Source organism: Marinobacter sp. MDS2, from assembly GCF_030718085.1.
Classification (GTDB): domain Bacteria; phylum Pseudomonadota; class Gammaproteobacteria; order Pseudomonadales; family Oleiphilaceae; genus Marinobacter.
Window position 1 is genome coordinate 777,469 of the sequence record NZ_JAVAJF010000001.1, and the last position, 14,762, is coordinate 792,230.

The following is a 14,762-nucleotide window of genomic DNA, read 5'->3' on the forward strand; positions in this document are numbered from 1 at the left end:
GCGTTACTATTTTCGGGCGATCATTCCACGGTCCAGCAAGTACGCGATTAGCGAATCCACGCACTCCTCCACCGTGTTCTGAGAGGTGTCCAGGCGAAGCTCGGGGTGGGACGGCACCTCGTAGGGTGAATCGATCCCGGTGAAATGCTTGATCTCACCGGAGCGAGCTTTTTTATAGAGCCCTTTGGGATCGCGGGATTCGCAGGTTTCCAGCGGGGCATCCATGAAAACCTCGATAAATTCACCGGCCGGGAACAGTTTGCGTACCATGCGGCGGTCGCTGGTGAAGGGCGAGATAAACGCGCTCATCACAATCAGCCCGGCATCTGCGAACAATTTGCACACTTCACCTACCCGGCGGATGTTTTCCTCACGATCATCGTCGGAAAAGCCCAAATCGTTGCACAATCCGTGGCGCACGTTGTCGCCATCCAATAGGAAGGTGTGGTAGCCCCGCTCATGCAGAGCCACATCCAAGGCATTGGCAATGGTGGATTTCCCAGAACCACTCAAGCCAGTAAACCACAGCAGGCAAGGCTTCTGATCTTTGTTAGCCGAACGCTCCGCGCGAGTAATCTTATGATCGTGCCAAACGATGTTGCTCATACTTCTTGACACCCCCACTCCGGGAAATTCTCACGAACGTATCGGTTCAAATTCCGCTCCGCTTCGGTGTATTCACGCTTGGGCAAATCGCCTGCACTATCCAGCGCACGCTCTACCATGCCGGCCGCAACGGTCACGTTGGTTAAACGATCAATCAAGATGAAAGCGCCCGTGCCCGGGTGATTCTGATAGCCTTCCACGACAACCGGCTCAGCCAGTTCAATGTCACACACACCAATACCGTTCAGTTCAAGGCCACTGGCGGTTTGCGCACTCCGCTCCAAGCTGTTTACGTCAACCTCTTCCAAAACCTTGTTAACGAAACAACCGGTCACCTTGGTGCCAATTTTAATGCCGTACTCACGCCCCGGCACCAACGCCTTCTCACTCATCCACACAACGTTGGCGGCAAAACGCTGGCCCATCTCTGGCTGCTGGTTGGCGTGCACCAACAGGTCACCACGTGAAATGTCGATCTCATCTTCCAGCGTGATAGTAATCGCATCACCCGGCCATGCCCGCTCAATCTCACCTTCGTAGGTATGAATCCCCTTCACCCGGGAACTCATACCCGAAGGCAACACAGCCAGTTCATCGCCTTTGTGCACTACACCGCTGGCAACCGTTCCGCAGTAACCTCGGAAATCCAGGTTTGGCCGGTTCACAAACTGCACGGGAAAGCGGAAGTCCGTAACATTCTGGTCTGTGCGCAGCTCAACCTGCTCCAAGATATTCATCAAGGTTTCGCCGTGGTACCAGGGCGTGTTTTCGCTACGATTTACCACGTTGTCGCCATTCAGAGCGGAGATCGGCACATAGTAAACGTTTTCCAGGCCGAGTTGCTTGGCGAGCTTTTCGTATTCATCACGAATCTCGTTAAAACGCTCTTCGCTAAACTCCACTAGGTCCATCTTGTTAATGGCGACCACTACGTGCTTCAAGCCCAGCAGCGAAACGATAAAACTGTGGCGGCGAGACTGAGTCAATACGCCTTTGCGGGCGTCAACCATCACGATGGCGAGATCACAAGTGGAGGCACCTGTCGCCATGTTTCGGGTGTACTGCTCGTGGCCCGGGCAGTCCGCAATAATAAACTTGCGCTTGTCGGTGGAAAAATACCGGTACGCCACATCAATGGTGATGCCTTGCTCCCGCTCGGAAGCCAGGCCATCTACCAACAGAGCCAAATCCAACGCCTCACCGGCGTTACCCTGGCGCTCGTTATCCTTGTGCAGTGCCGCCAAGTGATCTTCAAAAATCAGCTTGGAATCAAACAACAAACGACCAATCAGGGTAGATTTACCGTCATCCACGCTGCCGCAGGTCAGAAACCGCAGCAGGTCTTTGTTCTCGTGCTGGTCCAGATACGCGAGGATGTCTTTTTCAATCAAAACCGATGCGTGCGACATTAGAAATAGCCCTCCCGCTTCTTCTGTTCCATGGATGCTGCACCGTCGTGGTCAATCACCCGGCCCTGGCGTTCAGAGGTGGTGGTTAGCAGCATTTCCTGAATGATGTCCGGCAAGGTCGCCGCTTCGGATTCCACCGCGCCGGTCAGCGGGTAGCAACCCAGGGTACGGAAGCGCACCATCTTCATTTCTGGCGTTTCGCCCGGCTCCAGCGGCATGCGGTCGTCGTCCACCATAATCAGCGTGCCGTCGCGCTCCACCACCGGGCGCTCGGCCGCGTAGTACAGGGGCACAATGTCGATATTTTCCAGATAGATGTACTGCCAGATGTCCAGCTCAGTCCAGTTGGACAGCGGGAACACGCGAATGCTCTCGCCCTTGTTCACCTTGCCGTTGTACAGGCTCCACAACTCCGGGCGCTGGTTTTTCGGGTCCCAGCGGTGGAACTTGTCGCGGAAGGAATACACCCGCTCCTTGGCCCGGGACTTCTCCTCATCCCGCCGTGCACCCCCAAAGGCCGCATCAAAGCCATACTTGTCCAGCGCCTGCTTCAGCGCCTGGGTCTTCATCACATCGGTGTGCTTGGCACTGCCATGAGTAAACGGCCCAATGCCCTGTTCCACGCCTTCCTGGTTGGTATGAACAATCAGCTTCATACCCAGCTTCTCAGCCATCTTGTCCCGGAACGTAATCATCTCCCGGAACTTCCAGGTGGTGTCCACATGCATCAGGGGGAACGGCGGCTTACCGGGGGCGAAGGCCTTCATGGCCAGGTGCAGCATCACCGCAGAGTCTTTGCCTATGGAGTACAGCATCACCGGGTTATCAAACTCGGCAGCCACTTCACGAATAATATGAATCGACTCCGCCTCAAGCTGCTTGAGGTGGGTTTTCTTCGGGGGGGTTAAGGTCATTACTCTTCCATTCTGTTGTTTAGCCACGGACACTCACGGACCCACACGGACGAAAGACAAAAAACTATTCATTTCTTTGTCCGTGAGCGTCCGTGAGTGTCCGTGGCAAAAAATCACTTATTCCAAAAACTAGCCATCACGCCAATAAACTGTTCCAACTGCTCCGCCGGCAAATCATTAATCCCGGCCGCTGCCTTACGCCCGCCACCGGTCGGAAACTGCCGCGCCACGTCATCAGCCCCGGTGCGGTTATTCAAAGGCGCACGAATACTCACCAGATAAGCGCCATCGGCCTTATCCGTCACAATGGCACAAGCCTTATCCGGGTTACGGTTAGCCAGCTCATTACCCAGCACGCCACTCACCCGCCGGGCCCAGGCTTGGTCGGGCAACTTTACCACCAAAGACGTTGCAGTTTCATTCAACACCGGCGCGGCCAGCCCTTCGGCCATATCTGCCCTGTAACCATCCCGCAGCTTCTGCCAGGCGGCAGGCTCGCTGGCAATCAAATCCAGCGGGTCGTCAAACTGTACAAACTCCCGGTATAAATCTGCCGGATGAAAGTGCAAATCCTCCACCGTGGCGCCATAACCATTGTAATTGATGCACACACCCAGAGTTTTCAGGGCTTCAGCCTGCTCGGCACGCAAACCCGCCTTAGCAGCCAACTCTTCAGCCACCGCATTGAGGTTATCCCCAAACGCCGCAGCAATGGCCCAGTTGTGAAACCGGCCATCTAAATGCTGATCCACCAACAAACTGGTGCAGGTAGTAGGCTGAGTATCAATCAACGCGGTAAAGCCCGGCGCAGCCGGCAGGGTTTCCCCGGGGAAGTGGTGGTCCACATAAAACACCGAACAGCCGGCTGCTAACAGGCCATCCACCGCATCGCGGTTTTTATCCAGGCTCACATCCAGAATGTTTACCCGGGAAGGCGATTCGGCCGGTACTTTGCGAGCCAGGGCGATATCACGTTTTACGCCGGTGACCAACGTGGACTCACAAGGCTCCGCCAGGCGGAGTTGGATCAGCGCGCAGATGCCGTCTGCGTCGCCGTTGAATACATCATAAACCTTCATAAACACTCCAAGTAGGCGTGAACCACCAAATCCTCACTAAACTCCCTCTCCATCCTCCCCCGAGCCGCATCCCCAGCCCTTTGCACCTCAGCAGCATCCATCCCCAAAACCCGCCGCATAACCCCAGCCAAAGACTCCGCACTGCGCACCTCACACAACCACCCGGTCACCTCCGGCTCTATGGCATGGCGGCAGCCGGGCACGTCGGTCACTATGGCCGGGCGGCCCATGGCGGCGGCTTCCAGAACGGTGCGAGGCATGCCTTCGCGGTAGGAAGGCAAAACGAGCACATGGGCCTGTTCAATCAGCGGGCGAACATCGTCTGTGGCACCCGGGTATTCCACAATGCCCTCGGTCTGCCACTGGCGAACCTCCTCCTCGGAAATCGCCGTGCGGTTGCTCACCCCCAACGGCCCCACCAACAGGCAACGCACATCCAGCCCTTCGGCTTTCAACTGCCGGCAGGCTTCGGCATATTCCCGAACGCCCTTATCCCCCAGCAAACGGGCAATCATAATAAAGGTGAACGGCCCGCCTTCCGGCAGGGGCGAGGCCTGAAACCGCTGCAAATCCACGCCGGAGCCGGGCAACAGGGTATAGGGCGTATCCCCCAGCAACCCCTTATCCCGAAAAACCGACAAATCTTCTTCATTCTGGAAAAACAACCTCCGCGCCCGGCGGTTCACCAGCCCATACACCTGCCGCACCCGCCGGAACAGCCAGGAATCGTGAATAAACGCCGTACCCAGGCCGGAAATGTTGTTCGCGAACGGAATCTTCTGCAGCGCGCACACCAGGCCGCAATAGATGTTCATCTTCACCGTAAAGTTGAACACAAAATCCGGCCGGTACCGGCGCATCACCGCCCAGATAAACCGCAGGCTGCGCAGCTCCTGCACCGCGCCCGTGCTCTTGCCATCCAGCGGCAAGGCAATATGCTCCGCCCCCAGCTCATCCGCCAGGCGCTGGCTGAAATCATCCAACGGAGACAGGCAAATCACCCGGTTACCCTGCTCACGCAACGCCTGAATGGTACTCGCGCGGAAGTTATACAAATACCAGGAGGTATTAGACGTAAGAAAAACCACCGGCTTCAAAAGCGCACCCGCCTGCCCGCTCAATGCTCCAAATACCAGGGCATGGCCCTGGCAATCCCCTCAAAAATCCGGAACTCCGGCGCATACCCCAGCTTACTCGCCGCCTTACCAATATCCGCCTGAGAATGCCGAACATCCCCCGGCCGAAAATCCCGGTATACCGGCTCTTTGTCGTACACCACACCATTCTCCGCCAGAGCACTCTTCAGCGCGGCGAACAGATCATTCAGCGTGGTGCGGTCACCCACTGCCACGTTGTAAACCTCGTTTTTGGCAGAATCCTCCGCCGTGGCCGCCAGCAGGTTAGCCTGCACCGCATTCTCGATAAAACAGAAATCCCGGCTGGTTTCGCCGTCGCCGTTGATGAACACATCCTCACCGCGCACCATGGCGGCGGTCCATTTCGGGATAACCGCCGCATAGGCCCCATCCGGGTCTTGCCGCTTGCCGAACACATTGAAGTAACGCAGGCCAATGGCCTTGAAGCCGTAACTGCGGGCGAACACCTCTGCATACAGCTCATTCACATACTTGGTGACCGCATAAGGCGACAACGGCTTGCCAATGTTCTCCTCCACCTTCGGCAACGCCGGGTGATCACCATAGGTAGAGCTGGACGCCGCATAAGTGAAACTCTTCACCCCCGCATCCCGCGCCGCCACCAGCATATTCAGAAAACCGGTGATGTTGGCCGCATTGGTGGTGATGGGATCATTCAAAGACCGGGGCACCGAACCCAGCGCCGCCTGGTGCAGCACATAACCCACACCCTCACAGGCCCGGGCACAATCTTCCGGATTGCGGATATCGCCCTCAATAAACTGAAACCGCGCCCACTGCTCTGCAGACACCAGGCTGCGAACCTCATCCAGGTTACGCTGATAGCCGGTGGCGAAGTTGTCCAGTCCGACCACGCGCTGGTTCAGCTTCAGCAGGTGCTCCAGAAGGTTGGAGCCGATGAAGCCGGCTGCGCCGGTGATTAGCCAGGTTTTGGGCTGGCTGGGGAGTTGGTCGAGAAGTTGGGGGTAGCGCCGATTATCAGCAGAGAGCATCAGAGAACCTTTTAGAGTTTATTGGCCACGAAAACCACGAAAGGACACGAAAAATACGGACGGGATTTTTAGCGCCCCGCCAGGCGCCCGACAATTTCCTTAATCGCCCGACTGCTGCCGTCCAGCGCGCGGGTATCAGGAAGCAGGTTTCGCCACAGGGGCCGGGACAGCACTTCGTGGTCGGTTGCCACCGGAACAACCTCCAAGCCTTGGGCCTCAAACAAACGCCTGGCCCTTGGCATGTGATAGGCGGAAGTCACCAGAAGAATCCGGCTAATGCCGTGCCCTGCAAGAATCTCCGCCGAATACTCTGCGTTCTGGCTGGTATTCCGGCTCCGGTTTTCCAGAACCAAGGCCTGGCCGGGAACTCCCAGATCCCGCATAAACTGGCCCATAGCTTCAGCTTCAGACGCAGCACTGTGCGAAGGATCGCTGCCACCGATTAGCAACACTAGCGGTGCTTTAGAAGCATGAAACAACCGGGCGGCATGCCAAACCCGATCAGCACCGGACTCCAGGTTCGGATACAGATCACCGTGGCCCGCAGGCGACACGCCGCCGCCCAACACCACAATAGCCTCCGCCTGAGGCACATCTTGAATCGCCATCGGTGGATGCTGATTTTCCAGGTAGCCGCGTACCCAATTGCTGGCGGCAGGCAAAGACCAGAACCACAACCAAAGCAGCGCCAACACACCCAGTGATATTGCCAAACGCAGACGGCCCCAGAGCGCCAGAACAACACCCAGCAAACCGCCAAATATTGATGCGCCCAATGGCGATATCAGTGCTATCGCGAGCTTGGAGATTATAAACATGCCTTACTCGCCATTCTTGACAAAGGGATAGCCCTGCCAATACTGCAGCTTAAAGCCAAACAATATTTTGGTAAGGCAACCAAGCAAAAGAATGCCCCGCAAAAAACAACCAAACGGCCTGCACCAGCCCGTAATACCCAACCACTCCAAGCGTGACCAGACCACGGTGCCGAGGATCAGTCACCACAAACGGCAAACGGGCAAATACAAACATCTGAATCGGAATCAGATACAACGCGACTCGATCAGTAGCAGTGGAAGACAAAACCACCAGCGGAATACACACCAGGGAAAGCACTGACATCCAGAACCAGAGTTTGTTCTCTGCTTCGGTCAGCCTCAGGTACCGGCGAAACACAAAGAACAACATCGCAGGAACCGCATTCATCAGCACCCTGATCAATCCGCCCTGTGACTCATAATCCGCCTCCACGTAGTTCGTCCAAAGCCGCTCTGCGGAGTCGAAGACGAAGAGATAGCCACCTACCAGCGAAATAAGGCCAACCCAGAGCAAACTCCAGAAACGGTTTGAGGTAGAGGCCAACGCAGCGACGGGTAGCATCAGAACTGCCGACTTGTGGAAAGTAGCGGCCAACATCACCCAGAAAACAAACCAGCGCATTTGGCCGTTACTAAGTGAGACCAGGCCAATCAACAGTAGCCCCAAGGCCGCTGACTGACGGGTGTAGCCCATGCCCACCACAATGATCAGATAAGGAACGGCCACCAATAGCGCCAGCCAGGGCAGGGGCTGGCTGCGGGCAAAACGCACGACACCCGCCATTACAATCATCCCGCAAAGGGTGTTAACCCAATAAATCGTGCCTCCGGCTTGCCCTACAAACCAGTTAAGCAGGTAATAGCCAGGGTCCCCTCCCGCTATCACCTCCCACAGGTTCTTTGCGGTATGAATTTCGAGAAGGTTTATGTAGGCAAACCAGTCCCCGCCAACTTCAAAACGCAGCCCTATCGCAAGAGAGAACACCAACCAGGCAAGGCCCCAAGCGTACGGCTTCGATTTGTCAGCCAAACGCTGATTCGCCAGAACCACGCCTGCTGGGATCAGAAAAAAGAGCCAATAAGGCAGCATGGGTTACCTAAGAGAAATGAATGAGGAATTCAGGCAGTATCAAAACAAATCAACTTACCGAGGGATTCCAGCGCTTAATCCAGGCGCTCAACTGAAGCACGGCCCACAACTGCTGTGCATAATGCCCTCGCCCCTGGATGTGCCGATCCCACATCAATCGGACAGTTTTAGGGTCCAAAGCCGGAATTTGACTCAACCAGTGCACGCTCAATAAATCTTCCGCCCATTCCCTCAACGGCCCACGCAACCAGTCATCCAAAGGAATCGCAAACCCCATCTTGGGCCTCTCAATCAGTTCCCGTGGTACATGGCGATAAAGAATCTGGCGCAACGCCCACTTGCCCTCACCATTTCTCACCCGCATATCCAACGGCAACTGCCAGGCTGCTTTAAATACCTCTGGATCAAGGAAAGGCGCCCTAACCTCAAGGCTGCTGGCCATGCTGGCGCGATCCACTTTAACCAGCACATCATCCACCATGAAGTTGAGGGTATCCATCAACATCATCCATTCCACCTGATTAAATCCCGCCAGGGCTGGATACAAATCCTCTACCGGATTTCCAGATCGATAGTCAGCCTTTAATAACTGCTCAGGGTGGCGATTCATAGAGGCCAGGCCACCATATAGCGCCCGGTCCGAGCTGCAAGCAAGCACATCTGCCAATTTATAAAGCTTCTCGCCAAAGGTACGAATCTGATATCTGGACGGCAGCACCTTGCTTCCCAAGACCATCATGCGATCGTATCCAGACGAAGGCACAAGTTTCAGCATTTGCCCCAGCGCTTGTCGCACTGGCAAAGGCATGCGGTTGAGCTTGCTCCACACCCTCGGTACCCAAACATAGCGATTATAACCCCCAAACAACTCATCGCCCGCGTCGCCACTCAAGGCAACCGTCACATGCTGCCGGGTAAGGGCAGATATCAAACAGGTAGGTAACTGGGATGAATCAGCAAACGGTTCATCGTATAACTCAGGCAGCTTTGGAACGAGGTCCAACGCCATCTCCGAAGTAGCCCGGAGAGTTGTATGCTCCGATCCAAGATGGGCGGCAACCGCAGCCGCATGCTCAGATTCATCGTAACGAGGGTCATCAAACCCAACTGAAAATGTTCGGATCTTCTGGCTGCTCTGGCTTTGCATCAGCGCCACAATGAGCGAGCTGTCTACACCACCGGAAAGAAAGGCACCAAGTGGCACATCCGCCGCCATCTGCTGGCGAACCGAGGCAACCAGCGCCTGCTCGACGTTGGCCAGTGCCAATTCAGGATTATTGTTGCGGCCCTCCAGCGCAGTGCGTGCTGCCTCAACGGGAGACCACCACTTAATCGCCGGTGGCAGCCCGCCGTTACCGGCATCCGAAACCGAAACTTTCAATAAACAGCCCGGTGGCAGCTTGAACACATCTTTGAAGATGCTCTCCTGCCCGCCAACGCAACCAAAGCGGAGGTAGTTTTCCACCACATTGGGCTCGACCTCTCCCCTCCATCCCGGTGCCCGCTGCAGCGCTTTAAGCTCAGAACCAAATACCAGTGCACCTGCAACCAAACCATAATAGAGCGGCTTCTCCCCAAATCGATCCCGAGCCAAGGTAAGCGTTTGTTCTTCGCGATCCCACAGGGCAATCGCAAACATACCGGTTGCCATTTCAAGGGTTTTCTCAACACCCCACATAGTGAAAGCACAAAGCAACGTTTCTGTGTCTGAGTGTCCCTTCCAGCCTGTGGATGCCTTGCCGGCAGATTCCAGTTCCCTGCGAAGCGCATTGTGGTTATAGATCTCTCCGTTAAACGCCAGCACAAAGCGCCCACAACCGGAAAGCATGGGCTGATGGCCTGCGGGCGACAAATCCACAATCGAAAGGCGCCTATGCCCCAACCCTAGACCAACCGAAGGCTCTTCCCAAACTCCTGAATCGTCCGGACCGCGATGGATAATCGAATCGGCCATTTGTTGCAGGGCAGGATTGAGAGGTTCGCTGCCAGGAACGCCCCGGAAAATGCCAGTAATCCCGCACATAATTCAGGAATTACCCCGCTGCCCGACACTTCGGAGAATACCGGCCAACACCGGCGCCTGTACCTGCAGAGAATACTTCTGCTCAACTGCTTTCCGGCCAGCCATACCAAGCTCGGACTGCCGAGGCCGGGAACTTAGAATTCCTGTCAAAGCCTCAGCCCATTCACCTACCGATTCAGCCAGCTGCCCACAGTAGTTCTCGTTCACGATCTCGACATTAACCCCAACCGGCGAAGCCACCACTGGAACACCACAGGCCATATACTGAATCAGCTTGTAACCACATTTGCCCTTTTCCCACGGACCATCTTCAAGTGGCATGATGCCGACATCCATTTGGGCAACGAGGGCTGCTTCTGATTCTTCAGTCCACCGCACAACATCCACCGGAATCCCTGGCAATTGCTCCCGCACGCTTTCTGTAGCCCCGACCAGTAGCAAACTAGCTCCCGTCTCATCACAGACTTTTCTCAGAGCATCCCGAATATCGACGACATAACGCTGCGTGGAGGGTGAACCAATCCAGCCAATGATCGGCGTCTTGGTTTGATCAGTCTTGGCATTCTGATAACGCTCGCGGTCTACCACGGTAGGAATTAGTTCAATTCGGCGCGCACCGGCTTTTCGAGCGCGTGCCGCCAAATATTCATTGCCTGCCACAACACAGGCAGAATTGCGCATCACAGCATCAATTTTCTTTCCCAAAAACACTCTGATGAGCCCATTGCCAGAGCGATCATAGTTATGAAAAACCGCATCATCGTAATCAACCACGTAGGGTTTACCGAGCAATCTCAGCAATTGCTCTGCAAAAGCTGGGAGATAGGGAAATACTTCGTACTCAATCCACAATACGTTATAGCGAAAGGCTGTCAGCAAAAGGAAAAGTCGCTTCAAATACAGCATAAGCGAGCGGACCTTTGACTTACGCCCTTTCTCGTAGAGTTCCCTGAGGTAATTCTCATCAAACAAGCTGCTGACCGTAACCTCGATACCCTCGTCAGCCAGAGCCGGAAGGTATTGCAGGGAGCGCAACCGGGAACTAGCCCCCATACGCGGGTACTTCGATAACAACAGTACCTTCATTGAAGAATGTCCCGGTAAAGCTCCCGGTAGGCTTGGGTGCCTGCCTGAAGAGAAAAAACTTTCTCCGCCGCACGCCTACACCGCCCAGGTAGCTCTGCATCATTCATCAGCTCCAAGAGCTCTCGAAACGCAGACTTCATCGCATCCGGCGTCCCTTCAGTAACCAGAACACCCACACGGTATTTCTGGATAATCTCAGCCACATCCCCAACCCCAGGATTGGCAACAACAGGTAAGCCACAACCAAGAATTTCCGCCATACGGGTTGGAGAACGTCCCAATTCCGAAACTTCCCCGCCGGCATAAAACATCACAGAAGCAGTGTGGCGCTGAACAGCTTCGTGCACTTCGTGAGAAGGCATCGAGTAGATTTTTAGCCTTGCATTCAGATCACCAGCCAGACCAAGCTGTCTTCTTACCTCGCTGGGATCATCCCGAGTGACAATTTCAAAACTAGCAGTCGGTTCGTGCGATCCAACCTCCTGAAAAAAAATACGGAGCCAATCCAGGCGAAACCAACCGCTTAGCACTGTTCCCAAACAACTGAATACAGGCGCACTCTCCTGAGCAGAGAACCTTTCTTCTTCATCTAAAGGCACAAATCGGTCAAGGTCAGCACAGGTCGGAATAACAACCAACTTTTGGTTTCGAAGTTCATCCGGGTACGTCTCTCGAAGATAAGCGGTTGCCGCATCGGTTAACGAAACCACCGCCGCTGCGTTCTTCAAACATGAACGCTCAACCCAAGCGATGGCTTTGTGCATGACAGAGCCTCGCTTCAAACGGCCAGCAGTGATCAATTCCTCTGGCCACAGCGCCCTCATATCGAAGATAAAGGGTGTACCGGTCAGCTTATTAACAAGCAAGGCAACAGCAGCGGGAATGTAGGAGCGCGCGTGAATCAGTTCGGCGTTGCCCTCACGAACTTCCCGAAGGCACAAGAACAGAAAAACAATCATACTCCAGGCTGGAGCGATTACCTTCGGGCGATGGTGGAATCGCTGCGGGAACCAACGGATTCCATGCCTTTCGCAATCGTTCTGCACGCTGCCGAAGGCTTGCTGGTCTGCGCGATCCTCTGGTTTCTCGAAACTAATCAGAGAGACTTGGTAATTCTTTGATAAGAATTTCAGATAGGAAAGAACCTGGCTTTGGCCCAGTGGTTCAAGCATTCCATTTCGGGTGATATATAAAACCTTACACTTGCGCAACGAAAACCTCAGAGTGTCTTTTTATGAAAATTTGCTTGTGGAAAGCCTAAACTCATCTTTAATCTTCTCCCGAAGATTAAATACTAATCTAACTACCCTTGAAGCAGTTACATCAAAAACATGCGGGCAGATCTAAGCATTTTTTGTAAATTATGAGGTCAATAATTCAAGATATTTCTGACCAATCACCTCAACACTGAAGTCTGCAGCACGCGCCTCTAACTCGACAGAATCATGAGCGCTAGCCAAAGATTCAACAATTGCCGTTGCTAATGCGACGTGATCCCCAACAGGTACTAGTCGCCCATACCGACCATAATCCAAGATTTCAGCAGGGCCGGATCGACAATCCGTTGATACAACGGGAGTGCCCGCCGCCATTGCCTCGACGATGACATTTCCAAAGCCCTCCCAAGCAGAAGAAAGAATAAATAGCTCTGCTGCTCGATAGAACGGACCTGGATCTGCCACAAATCCACCAAAATGAACATAATCATCGAGCCCAAGCGAGAAAATAAGTCCTTTCAGCTCATTTTGTAAGGGGCCCGTTCCAAGAATAAGTAAAGAAATATCCCGACCAGAATCGACAACTCTCCTAACAGCCCTAAACATAGTAGGATAGTCCTTGGCTGGTTTAAGCGACCCTACCGCTAACAGACGGTCACCCGCCGCATGTTCAATCCACTTGCGACAGTTTTTGTCTTCCGGCAGCAATCTACTACTGAGCGCTATAGGATTGTGAATGACCCTGCCAAAATCTTTAGGCAAACCCAAACCATATAGATCGTTTAGAACCCCTGCCGAAACACCAACGACTTCATCCGCTTTACCATTAACCCAGCGCATACTGGCTCGAAGTGCAATTCCGGAAAGACCGGTACCTTGGGGGGATTGGGACAGGGATGAGTGCTCCGACAGAATTAGTCGTCCCCGAAAATGAGCTAGTTTGACACAAACTAACGCCAGCGTGGTTAGAGGCCACATTGAAGCCATCAGAGCATCAGGCTGAACTTCTCGAAGATATTGGATTAAAGGCATCATCCCCCGCCTGATCCGATCAGCCTTAAGATCTATAATCCGCACTGTAGCTGGCACTTGCTCCAACAAAACGCCCTGCTTGCGCAAAACAATCAAATCAACGCTGTAGCCCCTACGGAGAAACTCTTGAAGCAGAAGTAAATTGACACGCTCTGCCCCCCCACCCCTTAAGTCTGGGACAAATACCGAAATCCTCATACAATCCAGTCAACCTTCATGATTCAAGCAACTTTGAAATACGTGATCAATATCTCCAAGTATTACATCAACATGAAAACGCTTTCCTCGATCCATTAACCTACCCTTATCCTCGCAGCTATCCAGTGCCTCACTCATGGCAGTGGATAGCCTGTTTGCATCACCAACAGGAACGAGATGCCCATACGCTCCATCTCGCAAAATCTCGCTGGGGCCACTAGGGGCGTTCGTGGACACAACCTTACAGCCACACGCAAGCGCTTCAGCAATAACATTTGCAAACCCCTCATAACGAGAGGAAAGAACAAACAAATCTGAACGCCTCATATAAGGAAATGGGTTATCAACTTTCCCAACAAAACATACGCTTTTTTCAATCCCTAGGTCGTCAACCTGCCTTTCAAGTTGCATTTTTAATGGCCCATCACCAACAATCAGAAGTTTAGTGCCTCTTCTGCTCTCTTTAAGCATAGAAAAAGCCCGGATAAGAACATGCAATTCTTTTTCGGGCGCTAGCCTTGCCACTGTAATTACTACTTCAGAACCAACATCATCGAACCAGGGGTGGTTAACATTTTCTTCAAAACGCGACTCGAAATCAGAACCCAAGACAGGGTTATACATCACACCAACAGATTTTCTATCAACCCCCAAAATGTCTGCCCAATCTTCCGCAGCACCTTTCGAGGTTGCCAAGCGAAAATCAGTCCATCGATTAGCGACCCTCATGAGCCTGATCAGTAGTTCACGGTTTAGCCTTCCTCTATCCTCAAACATTGAAGAAGTATGGGAGTGAACCCTATTAACTAAAATAACAGGAACTCCAGCCACTGCTTTTGCCAAACCCGCAACAACATGAAGAGCCGGCCCAGAAACAAATAAAATATTAGGTTTGTAATCCTTCAAATATTTGACTAGCTTAAAAAAAATCGCAACATTAGAGATGGCATTCAAACTACTGACCTGAACGCTCTGGGGTGCACGACCATATACATCAGGCTTAACCAATGTGCCAAGCAAAGAGACCGACCAACCCCTAGCACCAAGCTCAGAGGCCAACCGAAAATTATTATAAGTGATTGGCCCCAAACCTGGACCATTCTGAAGAAAAACAACTTTTCCTGCCAAGAAACCACCATAA

Annotated in this window: 13 protein-coding genes; all 13 read right to left on the reverse strand. The window is 53.5% G+C overall.

The window, feature by feature from the left end; genetic code table 11:
- Positions 1–6: 6 nt before the first annotated feature.
- The 13 genes from cysC to Q9245_RS03775 all read right to left on the reverse strand — a co-directional run bounded on the left by cysC (position 7) and on the right by Q9245_RS03775 (position 14,749).
- Positions 7–606, reverse strand: coding sequence for an adenylyl-sulfate kinase (gene cysC / locus Q9245_RS03715; protein WP_305895892.1), 600 nt, complete (start codon positions 604–606; stop codon positions 7–9).
- Positions 603–2,015 carry a sulfate adenylyltransferase subunit CysN gene (gene cysN / locus Q9245_RS03720; protein ID WP_305895893.1) on the reverse strand — a complete coding sequence of 471 codons (1,413 nt, stop codon included), beginning with the start codon at positions 2,013–2,015 and terminating at the stop codon, positions 603–605. The genes cysC and cysN overlap by 4 nt, the downstream gene beginning before the upstream one ends.
- Positions 2,015–2,929, reverse strand: coding sequence for a sulfate adenylyltransferase subunit CysD (cysD, locus tag Q9245_RS03725; RefSeq protein WP_273134947.1), 915 nt, complete (start codon positions 2,927–2,929; stop codon positions 2,015–2,017). The genes cysN and cysD overlap by 1 nt, the downstream gene beginning before the upstream one ends.
- A gap of 113 nt (positions 2,930–3,042) precedes the next feature.
- The gene (locus Q9245_RS03730) at positions 3,043–4,008 is read right to left on the reverse strand and encodes a DHH family phosphoesterase (RefSeq protein WP_305895894.1); all 966 of its coding nucleotides are present in this window, start codon (positions 4,006–4,008) and stop codon (positions 3,043–3,045) included.
- Positions 4,005–5,096 (reverse strand): glycosyltransferase family 4 protein, encoded by a 1,092-nt coding sequence (locus Q9245_RS03735; protein WP_305897164.1) that lies wholly within the window; start codon positions 5,094–5,096, stop codon positions 4,005–4,007. The genes Q9245_RS03730 and Q9245_RS03735 overlap by 4 nt, the downstream gene beginning before the upstream one ends.
- 29 nt (positions 5,097–5,125) lie before the next feature.
- Positions 5,126–6,157, reverse strand: a complete 1,032-nt coding sequence (locus Q9245_RS03740) for an NAD-dependent epimerase/dehydratase family protein (RefSeq protein WP_305895895.1) — start codon at positions 6,155–6,157, stop codon at positions 5,126–5,128.
- Between the two features lie 68 nt (positions 6,158–6,225).
- Positions 6,226–6,975 carry a YdcF family protein gene (locus Q9245_RS03745; RefSeq protein WP_305895896.1) on the reverse strand — a complete coding sequence of 250 codons (750 nt, stop codon included), beginning with the start codon at positions 6,973–6,975 and terminating at the stop codon, positions 6,226–6,228.
- Between the two features lie 49 nt (positions 6,976–7,024).
- On the reverse strand, positions 7,025–8,065 hold the full coding sequence (locus Q9245_RS03750; RefSeq protein ID WP_305895897.1) for an EpsG family protein: 1,041 nt from the start codon (positions 8,063–8,065) through the stop codon (positions 7,025–7,027).
- 49 nt (positions 8,066–8,114) lie between these two features.
- The gene (gene asnB / locus Q9245_RS03755) at positions 8,115–10,088 is read right to left on the reverse strand and encodes an asparagine synthase (glutamine-hydrolyzing) (protein WP_305895898.1); all 1,974 of its coding nucleotides are present in this window, start codon (positions 10,086–10,088) and stop codon (positions 8,115–8,117) included.
- A 3-nt stretch (positions 10,089–10,091) separates the two neighbouring features.
- Complete coding sequence (locus Q9245_RS03760; protein WP_305895899.1) at positions 10,092–11,060, reverse strand: glycosyltransferase family 4 protein; 969 nt, start codon at positions 11,058–11,060, stop codon at positions 10,092–10,094.
- 110 nt (positions 11,061–11,170) lie between these two features.
- Positions 11,171–12,346, reverse strand: a complete 1,176-nt coding sequence (locus Q9245_RS03765) for a glycosyltransferase family 4 protein (RefSeq protein WP_305895900.1) — start codon at positions 12,344–12,346, stop codon at positions 11,171–11,173.
- A gap of 189 nt (positions 12,347–12,535) precedes the next feature.
- Positions 12,536–13,621, reverse strand: coding sequence for a glycosyltransferase (locus tag Q9245_RS03770; RefSeq protein ID WP_305895901.1), 1,086 nt, complete (start codon positions 13,619–13,621; stop codon positions 12,536–12,538).
- Positions 13,622–13,630: 9 nt separating this feature from the next.
- Positions 13,631–14,749, reverse strand: coding sequence for a glycosyltransferase (locus Q9245_RS03775; protein ID WP_305895902.1), 1,119 nt, complete (start codon positions 14,747–14,749; stop codon positions 13,631–13,633).
- Positions 14,750–14,762: the final 13 nt, after the last annotated feature.

Excerpts from the sequence above, each read along its gene's own strand:
- cysN (WP_305895893.1), bottom strand. The coding sequence starts at position 2,015 with ATGTCGCACGCATCGGTTTTGATTGAAAAAGACATCCTCGCGTATCTG.
- Q9245_RS03750 (WP_305895897.1), bottom strand. The coding sequence starts at position 8,065 with ATGCTGCCTTATTGGCTCTTTTTTCTGATCCCAGCAGGCGTGGTTCTG.
- Q9245_RS03745 (WP_305895896.1), bottom strand. The coding sequence starts at position 6,975 with ATGTTTATAATCTCCAAGCTCGCGATAGCACTGATATCGCCATTGGGC.
- cysD (WP_273134947.1), bottom strand. The coding sequence starts at position 2,929 with ATGACCTTAACCCCCCCGAAGAAAACCCACCTCAAGCAGCTTGAGGCG.
- Q9245_RS03730 (WP_305895894.1), bottom strand. The coding sequence starts at position 4,008 with ATGAAGGTTTATGATGTATTCAACGGCGACGCAGACGGCATCTGCGCG.
- Q9245_RS03770 (WP_305895901.1), bottom strand. The coding sequence starts at position 13,621 with ATGAGGATTTCGGTATTTGTCCCAGACTTAAGGGGTGGGGGGGCAGAG.
- Q9245_RS03765 (WP_305895900.1), bottom strand. The coding sequence starts at position 12,346 with ATGCTTGAACCACTGGGCCAAAGCCAGGTTCTTTCCTATCTGAAATTC.
- asnB (WP_305895898.1), bottom strand. The coding sequence starts at position 10,088 with ATGTGCGGGATTACTGGCATTTTCCGGGGCGTTCCTGGCAGCGAACCT.
- Q9245_RS03740 (WP_305895895.1), bottom strand. The coding sequence starts at position 6,157 with ATGCTCTCTGCTGATAATCGGCGCTACCCCCAACTTCTCGACCAACTC.
- cysC (WP_305895892.1), bottom strand. The coding sequence starts at position 606 with ATGAGCAACATCGTTTGGCACGATCATAAGATTACTCGCGCGGAGCGT.